This window comes from Micromonospora sp. CNZ295 (assembly GCF_004217535.1).
On record NZ_SHKZ01000001.1, the window covers coordinates 3093262 to 3108902 of the forward strand.

At 75.1% G+C, this 15641-nt stretch carries 15 protein-coding genes; 7 read left to right on the forward strand and 8 right to left on the reverse strand.

From position 1 onward, the window contains the following. Nucleotides 1-32: 32 nt before the first annotated feature. A complete protein-coding gene (locus EV376_RS14635) occupies nucleotides 33-1283 on the forward strand; it encodes an MFS transporter (RefSeq protein ID WP_130323612.1) in 1251 nt (416 codons plus the stop codon). Continuing rightward, on the forward strand, nucleotides 1283-2857 hold the full coding sequence (locus EV376_RS14640) for a Na+/H+ antiporter (RefSeq protein WP_130323614.1): 1575 nt from the start codon (nucleotides 1283-1285) through the stop codon (nucleotides 2855-2857). Before EV376_RS14635 ends, EV376_RS14640 begins: the two co-directional genes overlap by 1 nt. A 6-nt stretch (nucleotides 2858-2863) precedes the next feature. On the opposite strand, the gene EV376_RS14645 is transcribed toward EV376_RS14640, so the two are convergent. Continuing rightward, nucleotides 2864-3604, reverse strand: coding sequence for an N-acetyltransferase (locus EV376_RS14645; RefSeq protein ID WP_486482634.1), 741 nt, complete (start codon nucleotides 3602-3604; stop codon nucleotides 2864-2866). A 129-nt stretch (nucleotides 3605-3733) separates the two neighbouring features. Then, complete coding sequence (locus EV376_RS14650; RefSeq protein WP_130323618.1) at nucleotides 3734-4780, reverse strand: NAD(P)-dependent alcohol dehydrogenase; 1047 nt, start codon at nucleotides 4778-4780, stop codon at nucleotides 3734-3736. A 214-nt stretch (nucleotides 4781-4994) separates the two neighbouring features. Between EV376_RS14650 and EV376_RS14655 the strand changes: the two genes are divergently transcribed. Both EV376_RS14655 and EV376_RS14660 read left to right on the forward strand, forming a co-directional pair. Continuing rightward, a complete protein-coding gene (locus EV376_RS14655) occupies nucleotides 4995-5408 on the forward strand; it encodes an SCP2 sterol-binding domain-containing protein (RefSeq protein WP_130323620.1) in 414 nt (137 codons plus the stop codon). Then, nucleotides 5405-7480: a glycogen debranching N-terminal domain-containing protein gene (locus EV376_RS14660; RefSeq protein ID WP_130323622.1), complete on the forward strand. Its 2076-nt coding sequence runs from the start codon at nucleotides 5405-5407 to the stop codon at nucleotides 7478-7480. Before EV376_RS14655 ends, EV376_RS14660 begins: the two co-directional genes overlap by 4 nt. Nucleotides 7481-7543: 63 nt before the next feature. On the opposite strand, the gene EV376_RS14665 is transcribed toward EV376_RS14660, so the two are convergent. Beyond that, entirely contained in the window at nucleotides 7544-8311 is a 768-nt protein-coding gene (locus EV376_RS14665) for a hypothetical protein (protein WP_130323624.1), read from the reverse strand. 132 nt (nucleotides 8312-8443) lie between these two features. On the opposite strand from EV376_RS14665, the gene EV376_RS14670 reads away from it, so the two are divergent. Beyond that, nucleotides 8444-9343, forward strand: a complete 900-nt coding sequence (locus EV376_RS14670) for a DUF72 domain-containing protein (protein ID WP_130323626.1) — start codon at nucleotides 8444-8446, stop codon at nucleotides 9341-9343. Between the two features lie 39 nt (nucleotides 9344-9382). After that, nucleotides 9383-9598, forward strand: coding sequence for a GTPase activator (locus EV376_RS14675; protein WP_130323628.1), 216 nt, complete (start codon nucleotides 9383-9385; stop codon nucleotides 9596-9598). Between the two features lie 67 nt (nucleotides 9599-9665). On the opposite strand, the gene EV376_RS14680 is transcribed toward EV376_RS14675, so the two are convergent. Further along, complete coding sequence (locus EV376_RS14680; protein WP_130323630.1) at nucleotides 9666-10028, reverse strand: hypothetical protein; 363 nt, start codon at nucleotides 10026-10028, stop codon at nucleotides 9666-9668. A 122-nt stretch (nucleotides 10029-10150) separates the two neighbouring features. Next, complete coding sequence (locus EV376_RS14685) at nucleotides 10151-10813, reverse strand: hypothetical protein (RefSeq protein WP_130323632.1); 663 nt, start codon at nucleotides 10811-10813, stop codon at nucleotides 10151-10153. Nucleotides 10814-11132: 319 nt separating this feature from the next. Here EV376_RS14685 and EV376_RS14690 point away from each other — a divergent pair, with 319 nt between their 5' ends. Next, entirely contained in the window at nucleotides 11133-12896 is a 1764-nt protein-coding gene (locus EV376_RS14690) for a SpoIIE family protein phosphatase (protein ID WP_165438008.1), read from the forward strand. A 61-nt stretch (nucleotides 12897-12957) separates the two neighbouring features. Here the strand turns inward: EV376_RS14690 and EV376_RS14695 are convergent, their stop codons facing one another. Genes EV376_RS14695 through EV376_RS14705 form a run of 3 tightly spaced genes read right to left on the reverse strand, consistent with a single transcriptional unit; the run spans nucleotide 12958 to nucleotide 15547 of the window. Further along, complete coding sequence (locus EV376_RS14695) at nucleotides 12958-13815, reverse strand: alpha/beta fold hydrolase (protein ID WP_130323636.1); 858 nt, start codon at nucleotides 13813-13815, stop codon at nucleotides 12958-12960. A gap of 53 nt (nucleotides 13816-13868) precedes the next feature. Continuing rightward, on the reverse strand, nucleotides 13869-14855 hold the full coding sequence (locus EV376_RS14700) for a glycosyltransferase family 9 protein (protein ID WP_130323638.1): 987 nt from the start codon (nucleotides 14853-14855) through the stop codon (nucleotides 13869-13871). Beyond that, nucleotides 14852-15547 carry an SDR family oxidoreductase gene (locus EV376_RS14705; protein ID WP_130323640.1) on the reverse strand — a complete coding sequence of 232 codons (696 nt, stop codon included), beginning with the start codon at nucleotides 15545-15547 and terminating at the stop codon, nucleotides 14852-14854. Before EV376_RS14705 ends, EV376_RS14700 begins: the two co-directional genes overlap by 4 nt. Nucleotides 15548-15641 lie beyond the last annotated feature (94 nt).

Genomic DNA, 15641 nt, shown 5'->3' on the forward strand with positions numbered 1-15641 from the left:
AGGGCTGTCGCGCCGCAATCGTCGGGGGTTCCATGCGCCGTAACGCCGTGCTCTTCGTGGCCATCTCCCTGCTGTCGGGCTTCGGCAGCACCACCATGTCGCTCGTCGCCGGCATCTGGATCCTCGACCTGACCGGCTCGGCCGGCCTCGCGGCGCTGGCCGGCGTCTGCGTCTTCGCCCCGGTCCTGGCCGGGCCCTGGCTCGGCGGCGTCGTCGACCGGCTGCCCCGGCGCCCCACCCTGATCACCGTGCACCTGCTGCTGGTGCCGGCACTGCTCAGCCTGCTCGCCGTGCGGGACGCGGGCGACACCTGGTTGCTCTTCGCCGTCCCCCTCGCCTACGGGGTCAGCTACGTGCTCATCGACGCGGGCGAGTCGGCGTTCCTGCCGGAGGCGCTGCCCGCCGAGCAGCTCGGCCACGTCAACGGCTGGCGAACCAGCGCCCAGGAGGGCGTCAAGCTGGTGGCCCCGCTCGCCGGGGCGGGACTCTACGCCTGGCAGGGCGGCCACCTCGTCGCGGTGCTGAGCGCGGCGATGCCGGTCTTGGCGGCCGTCCTCTACACCACCGTCCGCCCGGCCGGGCGAGCCCCGGCCCCGCCGACGGGCCGCCGCCCCGGTCTCCGCGCCGGGCTCGCGGTGATCCGGCACCAACCCGTCATCCACCGCAGCGTGGGTCTCGCCGCCGTCGCCATCGGCCTGTCCGGCTTCACCACCGCGGCGCTCTACCGGGTCGTCACCGACGACCTGGCGATGCCGTCGACGTTCCTCGGCGTACTGCTGAGCGCCCAGGGCGCCGGGTCCATCGCCGCCGGGCTGGTCGCCGGGCGCCTGATCGGCCGGCTCGGGTCGGTCCGGGTCGCCACCGTCGGGACCGTCCTGTTCGCCGTGGTGTGCCTCGGCCGGTGCCTGCCGTGGTGGCCCGCGGCGGTCGTGGCCGCCGTACTCGCCGGCCTCGCCCTGCCGTGGGCGCTGGTCGCGGCGGTCACCGCCGTCCAGACGCATGCCCCGGCGGCGCAGCTCGGGCGGGTCGCGGCGACCGCCACCACCGCCATGTTCGGCCCGGTCGCGGTGGCCACCCCACTCGGTTCCGCCGCCGTGGCGCTCGGTGCCCGGCCGGCGTTCGCCCTCGCCGCCGCCCTGTGCCTGGTGGCGGCCGCGGTCGTGGCCGGCGGACAGCGTCGGGGCGGCGGCGGTCCACCTCGGCACCACCCGTCGGCTCCGGCGTTCCCCGGTGCGCCTCCGGCCCCTTCCCAGATCATGGAGAGGCAGCCGGAGGAGGTGTGATGGAGGCGCTTGACCTGCTCGTGGTGTTGGGTGCCACCGTGCTCGTCGGCACGACGCTGGGCGGCCGGTACCGGGTCGCGCCGCCGGTGTTGCTGATCACCATGGGCGTGCTGATCGCGCTCATCCCACTCTTCTCGAACGTGCTGCTCGAGCCCGAGGTCGTGCTGCTGCTGTTCCTACCGGCGATCCTCTATCGCGAGAGCATCACCACCAGCCTGCGGGAGATCCGTGCCAACCTCACGGCCATCTCCCTGCTGGCGGTCGGGCTGGTGGTGGTGACCATGGTGACGGTGGCCTACACCGCGATGGCGTTCGGCGTCGACCCGGCGGCGGCCTGGGTGCTCGGCGCCGTGCTGGCGCCGACCGACGCCGCGGCGGTGGCCGGGTTGGCGAAGCGGATGCCGCGCCGGCTGCTCACCACGCTGCGCGCGGAGAGCCTGATCAACGACGGTACGGCGCTGGTTCTCTTCGCCGTCGCGCTCGGTCTGATCACCGGCCACACCGCGCCCGGGGTGCTCGGGTTCCTGGAGCGGCTGGGCGGCGCCTTCCTCGGCGGTGTGGTCGCCGGCCTGCTGGTCGGCGCGGCGGTGGTCGTGCTGCGCAAGCGACTGGACGACCCGCTGCGGGAGGGCGCGCTGAGCGTGCTCACCCCGTTCACGTCGTTCCTGCTCGCCGAGCTGGTTCACGCCAGCGGCGTGCTGGCGGTGCTGGTGGCCGGCCTGGTGCTCTCGTGGGCGAGCCCGCGGGTGATCAGCGCGCGGGCGCGGATCATGGCGTTCGACTTCTGGGACCTGAGCACCTTCCTCATCAACGGCGGCCTCTTCGTGCTCGTCGGCATGCAGATCCCGCGCGCGGTCGAGGGCGTCACCAGCACCTCGCTGGCCCGGGCCCTGCTCATCGCGGTGGTCGTCGCCGGTGTCATCTTCGTGACCCGGACGGGGTGCGTGCACCTGTCGAGCCTCGCGGTCTGGGCGCTGCGGCGGCGTACGCCGCGGCGCGAGCCCCGGCCGTCGTGGCGGGTGACCGTCGTGACCGGCTGGGCCGGCTTCCGTGGGGCGGTGTCGTTCGCCGCGGCGCTCGCGGTGCCGCTGACCGTGCCGGACGGCGGGCCGGTACACGAGCGGGACCTGATCATCTTCTGCACGGCGCTGGTGATCGTGCTGATCATGCTGGTCCAGGGCACCACGCTCCCGCTGGTCGTCCGGTGGGCCGGCCTGACGGGGGACACCCAGCGCGAGGACGAGGTGCGCCTGGCCCGGCTCCGTGCCACCGAGGCCGCCCTGGCGGCGCTGCCGGACGTCGCCGGCCGGCTCGGCGTCGACGATGACCTGGTCGAGCGGCTCCGGGTTGAGTACGAGTCGCGCCTGGAGGGCATGCGCAGCGGCGTGGAGGAGGAGGGGGAGCAGATGCGGGACCAGGAACGCCGGCTGCGGCTGGAGGTCCTGGAGCACAAGCGCCGCGCCGTCACCCGGCTGCGGGACCGCAACGAGATCGACGACATCGTCCTGCGGGAACTCCAGGCGGTGCTCGACATCGAGGAGATCCGGCTGGTCGGGCCGACCGCCAGCGAATGACGGTGGTCAGAGAGCGTGCCGGACCCAGACGTTGGGCTCGACGTAGACGGCGTGGTCCTGGGCCACGTCGCACCAGACCGGTGCCAGCGCGTGCGGCACGTGCACGGGGCCGGTGCGGTCGAACGGCAGGCCGGTCCAGGCGCGCCACTCGGCGAGGGTGCCGGGGATCGTCATCGAGCGGGGCGCGACCGAGTCGATCCGCCCGCCGGCGCGTACGTGCACCCGCAGCCACGGGTCCACCGGCAGGCCGTCGTCGCGGACCCGGAACGCGTACTCCCGCATCGGCTCGTCGGGAACGGTGTGCTTGCCGCTGGGACGGACCGGCGCGACCAGTTCGGTGAAGCCGAGGCGCTTCGCGTTCGCGCGCATCGCGGCGAGCATCCGGGCCGAGACCCCGCGGCCCCGTACCTCCGGGCGTACGCAGATCTCCAGCGCCGACACCAGGTTGGGCTCGGTACCCGCCAGCTGGTTGAGGGTGGCCCGCTGCACGATCCGGTCCCAGCCGCCCGGTGGCAACTCGTCGGCGGTCCAGGACAGCGGCACGCTGTACGCCCGCGCCACCGCACGGCCGGGCCGGGCCGGGCCGAGGGCGAGCAGGACATGCTCCGGATACCGCTGGTCGGCGACGGCGTAGTACAGCGACGCCATCGGGTCCCAGGCCATGAACTCCGGCCACGCGCCGTCGAAGTCGTCCAGCAGCGGTGCCAGTTCGGGTCGCTCGGCGAGGGTCACGATTTCAAGATCCACGTAGCGCACCGTAACGCCCGGCCTCTCGTCGCGCATCCGCATATCGGTGCCCGGTGGTTGGAAGGGGTTCGTCCGCACCGACTGGGCGGCGGGAACGCGGATGGTTCAGGGGAGGGGGACGGGCCCCGGTCAGGGGACGATGACGGCGCGGCCGTCGAGCGTGCCGTCGGCCATCTTCCGGTACGCGGTCATCGCGTCCGCCAGCGCGAACGTGCTCGCCTTCGGCCGGACCAGACCCCGGGCGCCCAGTTCGAGCACCTCGATCAGCTCCGGCCGGCTCCCCCAGTAGGTGGTCTGGATGCTCACCTCGTACGGCACGGAGAAGAACCCCACCGACAGGGTGCCGCCACCGATGCCGACGATGGTCAGGTCGCCCTTGGTCCGCGCGGCGGCGGCGCCGAGCCCGAGGGTCGCGTCGGCGCCGACGCAGTCGACGATGACGTCGGCGCCCCGGCCTCCGGTGGCCTTCCGGATCTCCTGGGCGGTGTCCGGGCCGGAGCGCATGGTCAGGTCGGCGCCGCACTCCTCGGCCAGTGTCAGCGCGTCCGCGCGGGTGTCGACGGCGATCACCCGGGCGGCGGTGGTGGCCTTGAGGATCTGCACGCCGACGTGGCCCAGGCCGCCGATGCCGATCACCACGGCGGTGCTGGTCGGCCCCAGCTTGGGCCAGGAGCGGCGGATCGCGTGGTAGGGCGTCAGACCGGCGTCGGTCAGCGGTGCGGCCCGCACCGGGTCGAGCCCGTCCGGCAGGGGTACGACCAGCCGGGCGTCCGGCACCAGCAGGTAGTCGGCCATGCCGCCGTCCAGGCCGAGGCCGCCGCCACCGCCGGGCACCGGCGCACCCGCCGGGTTCTCGCAGTAGTTCTCGGCGCCCACCCGGCACCGGGCGCACGTCCCGCAGCCCCACGGCCCGTAGACGGCCACCGGTTGCCCGACCTCCAGCGCGGTCACGCCGTCGCCCAGGGCGTGCACCCAGCCGGCGTTCTCGTGCCCGAGGGTGAACGGCGGGTCCCAGGGCACGGCACCGGCCTCGAAGTCGTGCATCAGGTGCAGGTCGGAGTGGCAGGCGCCGGCCGCACCGACCTTGACCACCACCTGGCCGGGGCCGGGCGTCGGCTCGTCGACCTCGACCAGTTCGGGCTCCGACTTCCACCCGGGCAATCGCAGCGCACGCATGGGCGATCCTCCTGTCGGTTCGGATTGCGCTCCGACTGGCGGTCTGCCCGTTCCGGGCCGGGTCAAACCGGTCGGCGCCGGCGGCGGCCGGTCCGCCCCCGTCGCCGCCTCGTCCGGTGTCCACCCGATCCGCCGCGAGCAGCTTCACCCGGTATGGGTGAAGCGGCCTCACCCCGGCCGGTGTGAGCCTGCCAGGGACAGGGAGGAGGAGGCGATGACGACGCCTGCGGCGGAGCTGATCGGTCGGCTGGAAGCGCGGCGCCACCCGGACCTGCCGGAGACCACGACCGGCACCGTACGCCTCGACGCCCGCGAGGACGGCAGCACCGAGCACTGGCACCTCACGATCGCCGACCAGCGGATCCGGGTGCGAAGGTGCGCCGACGAGGCCGACCTGGTCCTGCGGGCCAACCGGAGGGTGTTCGACCGGATCGCCACCGGGGAGCTGCATCCGGCCGCCGCCCTGGGCCGCAACGACCTGACCGTGAAGGGCGACATCCGGCTCTTCATGATCCTCCGCCGGCTCTTCCCGGGTCCGCCCGGTGCGCGCCACCCGCGGGAGGTGGCCCGGGCTTCCCGGGCGGCGGCCAGGTCGTCCGCACCGACCGTGGAAGGCAGGGACCGGTGAGGCAGGAGCGGGTGCAGGTGATGGCGGGCAACGCCGTCGCCATCAGCGACGCGCAGGGTGACATGGAGATCGATCCCACGGCGCCGGTCGGGCTGTTCGCCTGGGACACCCGGTTCCTGACGCACTGGGTGCTCCGGGTCGACGGCGAGCGGCTGAACTCGCTCTCCCGCGACGACATGGCGTACTTCGAGACGCGCTTCTTCCTCGTCCCCGGCACGACCAGCCACTACGTCGACGCCGACGTCTCCATCATCCGGCACCGGTCGTTGAACGACAGCTTCCGCGAGCGGCTCGTCGTGCTCAACCATTCCCCCGAGCCGGCGGATCTGACCGTGCGGATGGAGATGGGCAACGACTTCGCCGACATCGCCGACACGACCGCGCCCGCCGGTCCCCGCCACCGGCGGGTACGCGTCACCGCGGATCCGATCCTGCATCAGGTGCGGCTGCGGTACCGGCGCGAGCGGTTCGACCGCGAGACGGTCGTCACCAGCACCGAGCCGGCCGAGGTCGACGAGCAGGGCATGACCTTCCGCATCCGGGTCGAGCCGCACGGGCAGTGGGAGAACGACCTGCACGTCGGCATGATCGTGCACGGTGAGGCCAGCCGGGACATGCGCGCCGACCTGGCGACCCACCGGCTGCATGTCACCCGGGACATGCGCCAGGATCTGCGGAGGTGGCTGGAGGGGGCGCCCACGCTGGTGGCCGAGAACGACTCGCTCGTGGCGTCGTACCGGCGCTGCCTGGTCGACCTGGCCGCCCTGCGGTACGAGCCGCTGTCCTCGATGCACCGGGTGCTCGTCGGTGGCCTGCCGTGGGCGTTGGGGCTCTACGGGCGGGACAGCCTGGTGACCTGCCTGCAGACGCTGCCGTTCACGCCGGAGCTGTCCCCGGTCGTGCTGCGCCTGCTGGCCCTGCTCCAGGGCGGCCAACTCGACGACACGCACGAGGAGGAGCCCGGCAAGATCCTCGCCCAGTTGCGCTACGGGGAGACGGCCGCGTTCGGCGACGAACCGACCATCATGTACTACGGCGCGGCCGACACGACGCCGCTGTTCGTGGTGCTGCTCGACGAGTACGAACGCTGGACCGGCGACACCGACCTGGTGCGGGAACTGCGCCACCCCGCCCGGCTGGCGTTGAACTGGATCGACGAGTACGGCGACTCCCTCGGCGACGGGTACGTGCGCTACCAGCGCCGCAACGCCCGGCAGGGCGCCGTCAACCAGTGCTGGAAGGACTCGCCCGAGGCGATCACCGACGGGGACGGGTGGGAACCCGGTTTCCCGCGGGCGACCTGCGAGGTGCAGGGCTACGCGTACGACGCGAAGATGCGTGGCGCCCGCCTCGCCCGGGAGGTCTGGGACGACCCCGCGTACGCCGACCGGCTCGAGCGGGAGGCCGCGGAGCTGAAGCGCCGGTTCAACGACGACTTCTGGTTGCCGCACCAGGGTTACTACGCGCTGGCCCTCGGCCCGGACGGAGAACCGGTCGACGCCCTCACCTCCAACATCGGCCACCTGCTGTGGAGCGGCATCGTGACCGACGACCGGGCCGGGCTGCTCGCCGAGCGGCTGGTCGGCCCGGACCTCTTCTCCGGCTGGGGGGTCCGCACGATGGCGGCCGGCCAGCGGGTCTACAACCCGGTCGGCTCCCACCTCGGCGCGGTGTGGCCCTGGGACAACGCCGTGGTCGCTGCCGGTCTGCGCCGCTACCGGTGTGATGTCGAGGCCGCCCGGATCGCCGAGGGGATGTTCGCCATGGCCGAGGTCCTCGGAGGTTCGGTGCCCGAGGTCATCGCGGGCTACCCGCGCACCGTCACCAAGTACCCGGTGAAGCTGCCGACCGCCGGGTGCCCGCAGGCCTGGTCCGTCGGCGGGCTGCTGATGCTGCTGAGCACCCTGCTGGGGCTCAAGCCGTGTGGTGACAACCTGCTGGTGGACCCGGCGCTGCCACCCGGCATCGGGCGGATCGAGCTGCTGGACATCCCGGGCCGGTGGGGCCGCGCCGACGCCTACGCCCGGGCCCGTGCCCAGGACGTGCGTGGGCAGCGGCCACGGCTGCGCTGACCCGGATACCCGGCCGGACGCGGCCGCGTCGACCGGCCATGCCCCGGGGATCGCCGGCCGGGCTCACCCGTTGCCGCCGGACCGCGCCGTCGGTCGCTCGGGATCGGCTTGGGTGCCGGGGCCTGGACCGCCGGGCCCGGCGGAGCGTCTGGTCGGCGTGGCGGGCTGCTTCGATCGCCCGGTCGGGCGGACGTCCGGCCGGTTGCCGGGCCGGCCGGGCGCGGTCGGGTCGGCGGTGCCCGGCTCCGTGGCCAGCACCTGGTCGCAGTAGCCGGGCACCTGGTCCGGCCCACCGGCCGCGTCGACGAGGCGGGCGAAGGCCGGGGTGTCCAGCGCCCGCCCGGGGCTGTCGCCGGACCTGGTCCGGTAGGCGCGGCAGAGCCCGGACGCACCCGGCTCGGGCCGGCCCGTCGCGTCGGCCGGTGGGGTGGACCGCGGGTCGGCGGTGGGGGAGCCGCCGGGCGCGACGGCCGGAGCGGACGGCCCGGGCGGTGGAACCGGTGGGCGCAACGGGTTGGGAACGACACCGCCGGCGGCGAGGGCGACCCCGCCGGTGCCCGCGACGAGCAGACCCGCGAGAGCGGCGCGGGCACCGAAGCCGGTCAGGGTGAAGCCCCGCCGGCGTACGCCGGGCACGGTCAGGGGCTCGCCGAGCCGGGCCATCCGGTACGCCCGCACCGCTGCCGCCTCCCCGGTCAGCTCGCCGGGGCACGGCGCGGCGCGGACCGCGGACAGCAGCGGCGCGAGGGGGTGCCGCCCGTCCCGGGGGACCGCGGCGGCGCCGTCGAGCAGTCGGTCGGCGGTCTCGGAGTCAAGCCCGTGTGCGTTCATCTCGTGTGTGTCAGCGCCGCCGGCCGGCTGAGCGTCACACGAGAGCACCGGTGGTGCCCCGGGCAACCGAGGTCCGGCGGCGGATTCCGCCCTGCGGTTGCCGGTTCGTCCGATCCACGCTCCACTAATTACATGGGTGTAATCAAGGTCGGCACGGCGTCGTGGGCGGACCAGCCGCTGTTGCGGTCCGGCTGGTATCCGCGCTCCGCCCGCACCCCCGCCGCCCGGCTGGCCCACTACGCCGGCCGGTTCCCGCTGGTGGAGGTGGACACGTCGTACTACGCGGTGCCGGCGCCGGAGACCGCGTCCGGCTGGGCCGCGGCGACGCCGGCCGGCTTCACCTTCGACGTCAAGGCGTTCCGCCTGTTCACCGGCCACCCGACGCCGGTCGACTGCCTTCCCCGGGAGCTGCGCCCCACCGGGACCCCGCGCCGGGTCCGCCGCCGGGACCTGCCGCCCGGCGCGTACGACGAGCTGTGGTCCCGGTTCCGCGCGGCGGTCGAACAGCTCGCGGCGGCCGACCGGCTCGGCGCTGTGCTGTTGCAGTTCCCACCGTGGCTGGCCCGGGGTGACGCCGCCCGGCGCCGCATCGTCGAGCTGGCCGGGCGGTGCCGGCCGTGGCCGGTCGCCGTGGAGCTCCGGCACGGTTCCTGGTTCGAGGACACGGCCGCGCTGGACACACTGGCGTTCCTCCGTGAACACGAGCTCGCGCACGTGGTCGTGGACATGCCGCAGGGACACCCGTCGTCGGTGCCCCCTGTCCCGGTCGCCACGGTCGACCTGGCCGTGGTCCGCTTCCACGGGCACAGCACCGGCTGGGAGAGCGGCGACCGGCAGGAGAAGTTCCGGTACGCCTACGGCGAGCGGGAGCTGCGCACCTGGGCGGAGCTGCTCGTCGAACTGGCCGGGCAGTGCGCCGAGCTGCACGTGCTGTTCAACAACTGCTGCGGCGACCAGGCGCAACGCGACGCCGCCCGCCTCGCCGACCTGCTCGGCGTCGAGCCGGCCCGGCCGCCCGCCCGCGCCGGCTGACCCTGGTTTCCCGCTTCCGCGTCCGGGTACGGAACGATCATGAGCCTCGACGACGGGAGCGACGGACCGATGAGCGACCAGCGGCAGGAGCACCACCTCGACGGCGCCCCCGGCGTGCCGCGGGACGCGTCGGCGCGGGAGACCCGCGAGGCGCAGGAGGCGCACGGCGGCAGCATGGCTCCCGGCCTGGTGGACGACACCGGCCACCCGGTGGCGCCCGACCCGTCGACGCCGGCGGACACCGCCGGCGGCTGACCGCTCGGGCCGACTTCCGGCCGGGGAGCCGGCCGCCCACGGCTGAGGAGTGCCGCGCCCGCGCAGGTCAGGAGCGCCGGCCCCGCGTGCGCAGCGCGTCTTCGGCGCGCTGGTCGATGTCGGCGTCGTCCGGGAAGGTCCGGCGCGAGGGCGCCGGGTCCGGCGGCGCGCCGGGGCCCGCCGTCGCCGTCCGGGTCGGCTCCACCGGCCCGAAGCCGTGCCGGCCCGCCCGCCCGGCCGGCCCGCCCGGTTCGCCGGCGCGGCGTTCGCCGCGCCGACCCTCCGGAACGGCCGTCTCCTCGCTGCCCTCGTCCATCGGGTCGTCCTCGCCCGCGCCCCACGGTGGGTCGGCGTCGAAGCCGTCCCGGGTGATCCACGGGGTTGCCGCCTCCGGCTGCCGCCCGTCGTCACGTCCGCTCTTCCCGGTCATCGCCCACCTCGCTGGTCTCGTCGGGCTGGACCGCCCGCCCCGGTAACCCGGTCAGGTCTGCGTCGGTTCGGCCGGGCGCGCCCCGCCGTCGAGGTCGCGGAGGGGCGGCGCCCGGCGCCGCCTCAGCGGTGGTGGTGGGACATCGCCATCCCGCGCCGCGAAGCGCCCATCATGGCCATCTTGCGTCCGGCCATGCCCATCATCGCCAGCTTCCCGATGTTCTTCGGGGTGCCCAGCGAGCCGGCCCGGCCGAGCATGCCCCGCAGGACCTGGCCGGGCTTCTGCTGTTCACCCATGTACGACGTGACCACGATCAGCGCGCCGGTGAGCGCGGGGATCGCCCACTGGAGCACCCGCATCTGCCGCTGGCAGGACGCCACGTTCGACGGCGTCGAGTGGTTCGGCTCGGTCGTGCCGTCGACCGGCGGGTTACCGGCCTTCTCCAACCTCATGCCCAGCAGCCGGCTGTACCCGGTGACCGCGAGCGCGCTCACGGTGAGCGCGGTCTTGAGCGTGCTGGCCCGGCCCACACCTGACTGGCTCGCCATCCGGGGGCTCTCCGTCACCAGTTCGCCGACGGCGCCGGCGAGGTGGGCCCCGATCGCCGCCGCGTTCACCGGGGTCCACTTGGCCCACCCGGCCGAGGCCGTCGGCAGCCGCTGGGTCGAGTCGCTGATCTGAGCCGCGCCGCCGTTGACGCCGAACGCTCCCATGAGGGAGCCCCCGAACCAGGCCGCCAGGCCCAGATCGTGCATCGAGCGCAGCGCGGTGTGCCGTTCGGACATCTGATCCCCTTCCACCGTGTCGGGCGGTGCGGCATACCCACCGCCCGTGCCGCTAATCCCGACCGTCGACCGCCGATACGGCGCGCGGCCGGTGATTCGGCCGCAGAGCCGCCGGCGGGCTCGCGCCGTCCCCGCCCGGCCGCCGCGTCGACCCGGCCGTGGGCGGGCGGCGCCGGGGCGGTGGACCGATGTGCCCCGCAACGGCGGACCCGGCCGGGAGGAGTCGGCGGCCCTCCGTACGGGTAGTTCGCCGGGGCGCCGGGTGTCGGATGTCGGCCGGTGGGGCACTGGAGGAGCGCGATGCGAGGAAGGGGGACCGGTGGAGGCGGGTACGGGGTGGATCGGCTCGCCGGTCCGGATCAACTGGGCGACGGTGTTCGCCGCCACGCCCACGCCGTACCTGGTGCTCACGCCGGAACTCGTCATCGTCGCGGCGAACGACGCGTACCTGCGGGCCACCGATCGCAGCCGGGAGGAGCTCGTCGGCCGGCACCTGTTCGACGCCTTCCCGGCCAACCCGGACGACCCCGAGGGCACCGGCGTGGCCAACCTGCGGGCCTCGCTGCGCCGCGCCCGGGAGGCCGGTCGACCCGACCCGATGGGCCTGCAGCGCTACGACATCCCCACCCGGGCGGGAGGCTTCGAGCCGCGATGGTGGAGCCCGCTGAACGTGCCGGTCCTCGACGACACCGGCCGGGTGGTGCTGCTGCTGCACCGGGTCCAGGACCTGACCGACTTCGTCCGGCGCCGGCAGGGGTCGCCGGGCGGCGAGGGCGCGGCCCGGCGGGCCGTCGAGGCGGAGGCCGACCTGCTCGCCCGGTCGAAGGAGCTGCGGGGGGCGCTGGCGGCCGAGGCGCTCGCCACCCAGCGGCTCGCCGCGCTGGGCGACGTGGCCCGGGAACTCGCCGCCTGCGACAGCGTCGACGCGCTGACCGACATCGTGGTCGAACGCGGCCTGTCCGCGCTGGGCGCCGACGGCGGTTCGGTCGCGGTACGCGACGGCGGGCGGCTGCACCTCACCTTCACGGAGAGTCTCGGCGAGCTGACCCGGGAGCGCTACGGGGAGCTGCCGCTCGACGGCGAGCTGCCGACCAGCGTGGCCGCCCGCACCGGGGAGCGGGTGCTGGTGCCGGACCGGGCGGCCGCTCTGGCGCTCACCGGGGAGATGGCCGGTGTGCTCGACACGACCGGTATGCGGGCCTGGGCGGCACTGCCGCTGCGGGTCGGCGACCGGCTGCTCGGCGCCCTCAGCGTCGGCTGGCGGGAGGCGCACCCGTTCCCGCCCCGGGAGATCGAGCTGCTGGACACGTTCGCCGCCCAGTGCGCGCAGACCCTGGACCGCATCCGCGTGCACCAGGCGCAGCGGCGTACGTCGGAGACCCTGCAACGCAGCCTGCTGACCGACCCGCCGCCGGTGGCCGGCCTGAGCATCGCCGTCCGGTACCAGCCGGCGGCGGAGCACGAGCAGGTCGGCGGGGACTGGTACGACGCGTTCCACGCCGCGGACGGCGCGCTCACCGTCGTGATCGGCGACGTGGCCGGGCACGACCGCCGGGCGCTCGCCGCGATGGCGCAGATCCGGAGCAAGCTACGGGGCATCGCGTACGTGCTCGGGGAGCGGCCGGCGGCGATCTTCGCCGGGTTGGAGCGGGCGCAGCGCGGGCTGGGCGTGTCGACCCTGGCCTCGGCGCTGCTCGGGCACATCCGCCCGCCCGGCGCCTCCGGCGACCCGGACCGGGCCCACCTGGTGTGGTGCAACGCCGGGCACCCGCCACCGGTGCTGGTGCCCCGCGACGGCGAGCCACGGGTGCTGGCGACGGCGCCGGACCCGCTGCTGGGCGTCGGCCCGTGCGGCCGGCACGACCACGAACTCCTGCTGGAGCGGGGCAGCGTCCTGGTCCTCTACACCGACGGCCTGGTCGAGCGCCGGGACGCGACCATCGACGAGGGCGTCGAGCGGCTGCGGCGGGCCGCCGCCCGGCTCCGGCACCGGCCGCTGGGGGAGTTCTGTGCGGCGCTCGTCGCCGAACTGGCCGCCGAACCCGGCGACGACATCGCCCTGCTGGCGCTGCGGGTGGACTGACCGGTGTCAACCGCCCCGGCCCGCGCTCGCCACCTGTGGGCAGCGGCGACGGGTGGACCGGTCAGCGGGCCGGCAGCTCGGCGGCGAACCGGGCGACCCGCTCGGCCAGCGGGGTCGCCGCGCGTACCCAGGTGAAGTGGTCCATCCGGGCGCCGGCCTGCGCGGCCGTGTAGCGCTCGCGCACCACGGACGTGGCGGTGAGCTTGGCGCAGAGGTGGTCGAGCGTCTCGTGCGGCGTGTACTGGTCGTCGTCCACGCTGACCGCCAGCACCGGTACGCGGAGCGCGCGGACCGCCGCCTCGGCGTCCACGCCGTCCAGGTGGGGGAACCGCCCGGTCCGGGCGGTGTACGCCCAGTCGCGGATCACCCCGCGCGCCTGCCGGCCGCCGAAGCCCCAACCGGGCCACACGCCGAGCAGCCGGGCGACCGCCGCGATGCCCTGCGTGTACGGCAGGACGCCGTATCCCCGCCCGCCCGGGTAGATCCGCCACCACGGCAGACCCACGGCGACCAGGGTCAGACCGTCCACGTCCGGCTCGTCGCGCAGCGCGGTGTGCAACAGGGACGCCTGCCCGCCGAGGGAGTGCCCGAGCAGGACCGTGCGCCGGCCGTCGCGGCGGTCCTTCAGCGCCGCCAGCGCCGCGCCGACATCGGCGGCCAGCTCCGCGTACCCGTACCGGCACGCGCGGCTCGGCCGGGGCGTGCTCGCGCCGGTGCCCCGCAGGTCCGCGACCGCGACGGCGAGCCCGGCGTTACGAAGCGCCGTGGCGAACGGCCGGTAGTAGCGGGCGGGGACGCCCATCGCGGGCGAGATCAGCACCACTGGGGCGTCGTGACCGCCGTCCGGCTCCGGGTAGACCTGTAGGCCGAGGCGCGCCCCGTCGACCTCGACGAACTCCTTCCGGTACTCCGCGTTCACGGGCTCAATCTACGGCCCCTGCCTACCGCCCGGTAACCGCTGGGTGACGGCCGTCACGCGACCGGCAGGTGCTGCTCCCGCGGGCGGACCGGTGCGGCCGCCGGCCGCCCGAGCCGCGCCGCCGCCTCGACCCGCGCCACCGCCGCGAGCACGTCCGGCACGTCGAGGGCCGCCAGCGCCGGATGCGGTACGCCGTCCGCCCGGCCGTCCCGGTACCGGCCCCGCCAGAGCGCCTCGTGCCGAGGCCGGCCCGGTGGTGGTCCCCAGCGGGCGGGTGAGACGGGGCCGAAGAGGACGACGGAGGGGGTGTGGTAGGCGGTGGCGAGGTGGGCGATGCCGGTGTCGCCGCTGATGAGCAGTCGGGCGTGGGCGACGAGGGTGGCGAGGTGGTGCAGGTCGGTCTTGCCGGCGAGGACCGTGTCGTCGGGCAGCCCGGCGAGGCGGGCGATCCGCCCGGCCAAGCCGTGCTCCGCGCGGTCGCCGGTGATGACGACGTGGTGGCCGGCGGCGGTGAGGTGGCGGGCGACGGCGGCGAACCGCCCGGCCGGCCAGCGCCGTTGCGGCGCCTTCGCTCCCGGATGGACGATCGTCGCCCCGGCCGGCAGCTCTCCGAGCGGCGGCCGGGCCAGCGCGAGGTCGGTGCGGTCGGCGGGGATGCCGTACCAGGCCAGCAGGCGGCACCAGCGGTCGACCTCGTGTTCGTCGTCGCGCCAGTGCGGGCCGTCGTGGTGGTTGGTGTCGGGGTTGGCGTAGGCGAGTAGTCGGCGTGGTCGGGTGGTGGTGAGGAGGTGGTGGGACTGGGGGCCGCGGCCGTGCAGGTTGACGGCGAGGTCGGGGGTGGGGCCGGGGTAGGTGAGGGGGTTGAGTCCGGGGGTGTGGAGGTGGTGGTCGATGCCGCCGATGAGGGTGATCAGGGGGGCGAGCCAGTGGGGGGCGGCGAGGGTGAGGTGGTGGTGGGGGTGGGCGCGGCGTAGGGCGCGTAGGGCGGGTACGGCGGTGGCGAGGTCGCCGACGCCGAGGGCGCGTAGGGCGAGGATCACGGGTAGGAGGTTTCCTGTTCGGCGCAGACGACGAGTTCGCGGATGGCGCAGCCGGTGGGTTGGGTGAGGGCGAAGAGGATGGCGGCGGCGGTGTGGTCGGGGTCGTTGAGGATGGCGTCGGGGCCGGGTTTGTACTGGGGGTCGCGGTTGTCGAAGAAGGCGGTGCGCATGCCGCCGGGGATGAGCAGGGTCACGTTGATGGTGCCGGCGAGTTCGGCGGCCAGGGCGCGGGTGAAGCCGACCACGCCGAACTTGGCGGCGCAGTACGCGGTCGCGTCACTGACCGCCTTCACCCCCAACGTCGAGGCGACCGTCACCACCGTGCCGTGCGTGGCCGTCAGCGCCGGCACCGCCGCCCGCACCACCGCCGCCGTTCCGAGCAGATTGATCGCGACGATCCGGTCCCAGGTCTCGCCCGGCAGGTCGGCCAGCCGGCCCGGCACGTCCATCCCGGCGGCGGTGACCACACCGGTCAGCCCGCCGGCCCGCTCGACGACCTCCCGGGTGGCGGCCTCGGCGGCCCGCGCGTCGACCAGGTCGCACTCGACCCACTCCACCCCGTCCGCCGGCGGTCGCCGGTCCAGCACGTACGGCCGCCCCCCGGCCCTGGCGACGGCGGCGACCACGGCCGCCCCCAGGCCGCTCGACCCGCCGGTCACCAGGACCGCCGCCCCGGTCAGATCCCGGCTCATGCCGCCACTCCGCTTCGCTCCGCGCCGTCCTGCGGCACCACAGCGCGGCACTGACGATTCGCTCGCTGGCGCTCGCTCCTGCCGCCGCCTTCCG

Bases quoted from the DNA above. Each gene is read 5' to 3' on its own strand.
- EV376_RS14635 (WP_130323612.1), top strand. From the start codon at position 33: ATGCGCCGTAACGCCGTGCTCTTCGTGGCCATCTCCCTGCTGTCGGGC.
- EV376_RS14640 (WP_130323614.1), top strand. From the start codon at position 1,283: ATGGAGGCGCTTGACCTGCTCGTGGTGTTGGGTGCCACCGTGCTCGTC.
- EV376_RS14650 (WP_130323618.1), bottom strand. From the start codon at position 4,780: ATGCGTGCGCTGCGATTGCCCGGGTGGAAGTCGGAGCCCGAACTGGTC.
- EV376_RS14655 (WP_130323620.1), top strand. From the start codon at position 4,995: ATGACGACGCCTGCGGCGGAGCTGATCGGTCGGCTGGAAGCGCGGCGC.
- EV376_RS14665 (WP_130323624.1), bottom strand. From the start codon at position 8,311: ATGAACGCACACGGGCTTGACTCCGAGACCGCCGACCGACTGCTCGAC.
- EV376_RS14670 (WP_130323626.1), top strand. From the start codon at position 8,444: ATGGGTGTAATCAAGGTCGGCACGGCGTCGTGGGCGGACCAGCCGCTG.
- EV376_RS14675 (WP_130323628.1), top strand. From the start codon at position 9,383: ATGAGCCTCGACGACGGGAGCGACGGACCGATGAGCGACCAGCGGCAG.
- EV376_RS14680 (WP_130323630.1), bottom strand. From the start codon at position 10,028: ATGACCGGGAAGAGCGGACGTGACGACGGGCGGCAGCCGGAGGCGGCA.
- EV376_RS14685 (WP_130323632.1), bottom strand. From the start codon at position 10,813: ATGTCCGAACGGCACACCGCGCTGCGCTCGATGCACGATCTGGGCCTG.
- EV376_RS14705 (WP_130323640.1), bottom strand. From the start codon at position 15,547: ATGAGCCGGGATCTGACCGGGGCGGCGGTCCTGGTGACCGGCGGGTCG.